Raw genomic sequence first — 5,467 nt, 5'->3', positions numbered from 1 at the left:
GGCTCCGCCATTTGTCAACATGACCTAGCGAAATGCCGCGCTGCGCCCCCCCGTATACGGATCGAGCGCGGGAGGAACCATGGCGGGGGGATCAGGCCGACTTTCTGACCTCTCGCATTGCCCGGTTGAAGAAGAATCGGATCAACTGATCCCGTGCTTCAGGGTCGGTCAACACGATATCGCGCATTTCCGTGTCGCGTTGATACCCTCGCACAACGCTTTGGAAAAACGCCTGAGAAAAGGCCGTATAGACCACATCTGCCGAGTTGTTTTTCAGCATCTCGGTCATCTCTTCGTCCATCGTCGCTTGGTAGCTCGGCTCGTGCCGGATGATATCTGCCTCGGTGAAGGCCGTGCCATGCCTGTCGTTGAATGCCTTGACGATCTCAGACAGTTCCTTCTGCTCGTCCTCGGTATAGGGCTTTGCGCCGAATTCGTTGATCGCCTTCAGCGCGGCATAATCGCCCGGCGACAGGCCGGCACTCCCGGCCTCCTTCTGCTCCACCTTGAACGCTTGCAGGCGCAGCATGTCCTCGGTGATCTCGATGTCCGGCGGCACCTCGCGGTTCGGCAGCAGCCGCGCCAGCCATGCGCCATAGGAATAGAGCTTCTCCAATCCCGTGTCTTCCAAGCGGATCACCTGCGCGATGAAGCTGTAGAAGCGCATGAAGCTCTTCAGAAGCTGGCGAAACTCCTCTTGTCGCCCCTCGTCTTCGTCGGCCTCGAACCGGCCCACCGCTTGCCGCACCAGCCCCTCCAGTTGGGCCCGGTCCGCGCCGTGGAGGCGACCGCTATAGAAGGTGGCGGCGAAACGCTCGATCTCGTTCCGGTCGAGATAGCCGAACTTCATCAGCCGGCCTTCGAGGTCGTAGACCTGGTTCGGGTCGGAAATCGCTTCCAGCGCCGTCTGCTCATAGTAGGGGCGGAAGGCGTTCTGGATGTCCTCGATGCTGTTCTGGAAATCGAGAATGAAGGTGCGTTCCTTACCGGCCATGGTCCGGTTCAAGCGCGAAAGCGTCTGAACGGCCTGAAGACCCGCGAGCTTTCGGTCCAGATACATGGCGCATAGCTTCGGCTGATCGAAGCCGGTCTGATACTTTTCGGCGACGATCAGGATCTGATACTGCTCGGGAAAGGGCGTGCCGTCGGGGCGAACACCGTCGAAGCGGCTTGGAAGCTCGGTTTCCGAGAAGCCGTTGAGTTCAGCCTCGGTGTAGGTTTCGCCGTTGTGCTTGAGATCCCCCGAAAAGGCGACCAGCGCCTTTAGATCACCGTAGCCGTTGCTGGCAATATAGTCGCGGACACCGAAGAAATAGCGCAACGCGTGCTCGCGGCTCTGCGTCACGATCATCGCCTTTGCCTTGCCGTTCAACTCCCCCATCACATGCCGGCGGAAATGTTCCACGATGATCTCGACCTTCTGGCCGATCGCTGTGGGATGAAGGCTGGCATAGCGCGCGACCTTTCGTTGCCCACGCCGGCCGTTCAACTCGGGATCATCCTCGATCGCTTTCTCAAGTTGATAATATGCCCTGTAGGTCATGTAGTTCTGCAGAACGTCGAGGATGAACCCCTCTTCAATCGCCTGACGCATCGAGTAGAGGTGGAAGGGGTGCGGCAGCCCGTCCGGTCCCTCGACGCCGAAGCGTTCCAGGGTGACATTGCGCGGGGTGGCCGTGAAGGCGAAGAAGCTGATGTTGGCCTGCGGCCCCCGGCTCTTCTGGTATTCCGCGATGATGTCCTCGATGTCGTCGCTCGATGTGGCCTCGCGGGTCAACGCATCGGTCATGGCCTGCGCGGATTTCCCGGACTGGCTGGAATGGGCCTCGTCGATGATCAGCGCGAAGGTGCGGGTGCCTTGGCCGGACAATTCCTTCAGATGGTCGGTCGAGAACTTCTGGATCGTGGTAATGATGATGCGCGCACCCTTGGCGATGGCCTCCTTTAGGTCGCGTGATGTGCCGTCGATCTTCTTGACCACTCCGGCCGTCTGCTCGAACTGGGCAACCGTCCCCTGAAGCTGGCGGTCCAGAACCACTCGGTCGGTGACGACAATCGCCGTGTTGAACACGGGCTGATCAGCTGCATCGTGCAGGTTGATCGCGTGATGCGCTAGCCAGGCGATGGTGTTCGATTTTCCCGAGCCCGCCGAATGCTGGATCAGATAGTTCCGCCCCGCGCCATGATCGCCGGCATGGGCCATCAGCTTGCGCACGGCGTCCAGTTGCTGGAAGCGGGGGAAGATCATCACCTCGGACTTGCCGTTCGCCTCAAGGTGCATGAAGCGCCCGAGGATATCGAGGAGCACCCGGCGCGCGAAGATCGCCTCGCCCCATGGCCCGTCGCTATAGAGATAGGCGATGCGGAACTCGCCCGGCACATCGGGGTTGCCGGCACCGCCGTCGCGACCACGGTTGAACGGCAGAAACCGGGTCTTGCCGTTCTGCAACCGGGTCGTCATCGACACATTGTCTTCGTCCAGCGCGAAATGCACCAACGCACCGCGCTTGAAGGTCAGGAGAGGCTCGCCCGCGGGCGAGCGGTCGGTGCGATACTGCCGCTCGGCATGGCGGAAGGTCGAGCCGGTCAGCAGGTTCTTCGCCTCGATCGTCGCCACCGGCAGACCGTTCAGGAACAGCACCACATCGAGGCGGCCGCCGTGCTTCTGGCTGTATTCCACCTCGTCCATGACGCTGAGGATGTTCGCCTCGAACTCGGCGATCCGCTTCGGCTCGATCCCGCTGGCCGGGCGGAAGAAGCAGAGCGCGAAGCGGATGCCCGGGACGATCTTCAGCCCGCTGCGCAGCACGTCCAGCAGCCCGCGATCCTTCAGCGCGCGGGTCAGTTGGGTGAACAGCGTGTCCTCGGCCGAAGTGGCGTAATGGGTGACGAGCTTCGCCCATTCCTCGGGCTGGGTGGTTTGCAGAAAGCGCAGGACCAGAGCGCGATCCATGGCAAGCGCGCGGTCATAGTCGGCCTTCGGGTCGCGGTGCAGATAGCCCTGCCCCGTCACCAGCTGGCTGATCAGATGGTTCTGAACGACCTTTTCCTTGTGGGCCAATGTTGCGTGCGTTGTGCTCATGCCCCCATCTCCGCTTCGATTTGGTCCAGTCGGCGGTCGGTCGTGCCGCGGCGGGACCATGTTTCGGGGTTGATCTGGCCGGTGACGGCGGCGGTGATGAGGGCGGCGCGGAATTCGCGCAGGCGCTCGATTGATGTCTTAGTCGCATCTGCGATGGAAGACAGCGTCGCCCGTTCGCTTCGGAAGCGGCTTACCAGTTCCTGCTGTTCCTCCAGCGATGGCAGTGGAAGTTCGTAGCTGTAGAAGGCTTCGGTGCTGAGGGAAGGAACGGCACCGGGCTGAACCATGGTCGCCATGTCAATCTGTGACAGGGCGAGCAGGCAGAAATCGGCATCGATCATCCGCTTGTTGGGAACAAAGGCGGCCATGTTGTTATCGAGGCAAGCCGGACGCCCGATCATCGAGAATCGCCCGAGGAGGAGCGCGGCGCCAATCTTGGCAAAGACGATAGTCCCAACGGGAAACACCGTCGCGCGGAGCTTCCTGGCTGTCTCTGCCGAGACCGTATCCTCGGTTGCCGTGATCGCCGCGTCGAGGCCGAAGGTCTTCAGATGCTTGACCTTGAAGAAGGCTATGTCTTCATTTGGATTACCCTGCAATTCAACGGGAAAGCCGGCACCGTTCCTCAGATTTCCCAAGTGCCGGGTTCGCCAACGTTTCGCCTTGATCTGCGAAAACATTAAGTGCAGAAGCGCCTTTTCTCGTTCGGCCAGTCGCGCCACCAACTGCCGCTTCTTCTCGATCAGAAGCTCGATGCGGGCGGTTTCGAGATCGAGGAAATCCGCAATGGTCTTCTGGGTGGGAAGGTCGGGGAGTGAGAACGTCATGTTTCCGATGAAATGCCAAGACGCTCTTGGCATTTTTGCTCCATACGTTGATGCATCGACGGCATTAACGAATTCCGGATTCGCCATCAGATAAAAAAGGAATGACGAGCAGAGGTTTCGCTTTGGCCTGACGACCAAGGCCTCCCCCGAGCAATGTCCATCGAAATCTGGCGCAGCTACTTTCGCGAGGTAAGGCCGCAACTTGCCGAACAGAACATCGCCTCGCTGAAACCTGTTCCCGAGCTCACAATTAGAGTCCTCATCACGAACGTCTATCGCACCTGTCCATGAGGATATCGCCTCCAGGCCGATGAACGGCTTATCGGCATCTGCCGAATTCTCGGGATCAACCACGTTACGCGCAACGTGCTTAAGACGAATTTGAGACCACTCGCCATTCATCCCTGAACCCTCCACGCCTGCCGGCCCTGCCAATCTGCCGGGAACCCCATCGCCGCCGGTGTTGGCAGCGGGCAGGTCGCCAGATGATCGACCAGCCGCTCGCGCCATTCCGTGTCCGGCGCCACGATGGTCAGCAGGTGATCCAGCATCACCAGCGTGTTGTGCAGGTAGCGATCATCCGCCCCGCGCAGGGCGATGGCCAGCCTTGCTGGCGACCTCGGCACCGCCATCCTGATAGTGAAGCGCCGGTTCCACAGCCGGCCATGATGAGCGCAGATATTGCGCACATGGCTCATGTGATGCGCGAAGGAGGTCAGCACCTTTTCATCCAGCCCGAAGGGTCGTGCGATGGCCTGCCGATCAGCCCGCAGCTTCAGATCGCCGAGGAACTTGGACAACAGGCCGAAGGACATCACTTCGGCCGCCATCCAGACCGGCGGCAGCTTGGGCGCGGTGTATTTCTTGCGGTAGTGCTCGGCAAAGGTGTCGCGCGAGCGCCGGAACTCCTTGGTCAGGTCTGCCACGGCGGTGGCATGGCGGGTAACGTGGCCGTAATGCGCCTGGTCCAGATAGCCATGCGCGCCATATGTCATGGCCATGTGATGCGCCCATTGCGCGCGGATCGCGACCTCGACCCGCTCCACCGCGTCCATCACCATCAGCCGAAGCTGGCGGTCGAAGACATAGAGGGCCAGCACGTCCTCGAACCGGGTGCCGGGCGTCAGGGCATGATCGCCATCGGCGGCCGGAACCTCGAACGGCAGCCAGTAGGCCCGAAGGCGATAATAGGAGATGTGACCAAGGTAGTGGCGGGCCGTGGCCTCGTCGTTTACGACCATGCCGCGCCGGCGCAACAGGGCGATCTGATCGTTGATAGAAGTGGCGGGCTTGTTGAACTTCATGCCAGCGCCCCACGCCGCTTGGACGCAGAATCCGGGGCCTTAAATACAAGCAACCCGCCAGGGTGCGCAGTGCGCTGCCGAAGCGGCGCCCGAGGCGTGGCGGGTCTTGTTACGGTGGTAGATAGGACAACCGGGTTAATAAAGCAACAAGAAAGCGGGCGCAGCGGCGAAGAAATCATCGCGCCACCTCTTTCAGCAGCTCGGCGATCTCGGTTTCCAGCGTCTTTAGGTCATGTTGACAAATGGCGGAGCCA

The 5,467-nt window shown here is 60.8% G+C and carries 3 protein-coding genes; all 3 read right to left on the bottom strand.

Features of this window, described 5'->3' with window-relative positions; all coding sequences use genetic code 11:
* Positions 1-91 precede the first annotated feature (91 nt).
* From PARACOCCUSGL_RS0119510 to PARACOCCUSGL_RS0119500, 3 genes are read right to left on the bottom strand one after another with little or no spacing between them, the layout of a single operon-like run.
* Positions 92-3,082 carry a type I restriction endonuclease subunit R gene (locus PARACOCCUSGL_RS0119510; protein WP_010400564.1) on the bottom strand — a complete coding sequence of 997 codons (2,991 nt, stop codon included), beginning with the start codon at positions 3,080-3,082 and terminating at the stop codon, positions 92-94.
* Entirely contained in the window at positions 3,079-4,311 is a 1,233-nt protein-coding gene (locus PARACOCCUSGL_RS21315; protein WP_010400561.1) for a restriction endonuclease subunit S, read from the bottom strand. The genes PARACOCCUSGL_RS0119510 and PARACOCCUSGL_RS21315 overlap by 4 nt, the downstream gene beginning before the upstream one ends.
* A complete protein-coding gene (locus PARACOCCUSGL_RS0119500; protein WP_010400559.1) occupies positions 4,308-5,213 on the bottom strand; it encodes an Abi family protein in 906 nt (301 codons plus the stop codon). Before PARACOCCUSGL_RS0119500 ends, PARACOCCUSGL_RS21315 begins: the two co-directional genes overlap by 4 nt.
* Positions 5,214-5,467 lie beyond the last annotated feature (254 nt).

The sequence above is a fragment of the Paracoccus sp. TRP genome (genome assembly GCF_000185925.1).
In the GTDB taxonomy this organism is placed as follows: Bacteria; Pseudomonadota; Alphaproteobacteria; order Rhodobacterales; family Rhodobacteraceae; genus Paracoccus; species Paracoccus kondratievae.
This window is presented reverse-complemented; position numbering and strand designations above follow the sequence as displayed.

What these genes read in the sequence shown, in the direction of transcription:
- PARACOCCUSGL_RS0119500 (WP_010400559.1), bottom strand. Translation starts at nt 5,213, where the DNA reads ATGAAGTTCAACAAGCCCGCCACTTCTATCAACGATCAGATCGCCCTG.
- PARACOCCUSGL_RS21315 (WP_010400561.1), bottom strand. Translation starts at nt 4,311, where the DNA reads ATGAATGGCGAGTGGTCTCAAATTCGTCTTAAGCACGTTGCGCGTAAC.
- PARACOCCUSGL_RS0119510 (WP_010400564.1), bottom strand. Translation starts at nt 3,082, where the DNA reads ATGAGCACAACGCACGCAACATTGGCCCACAAGGAAAAGGTCGTTCAG.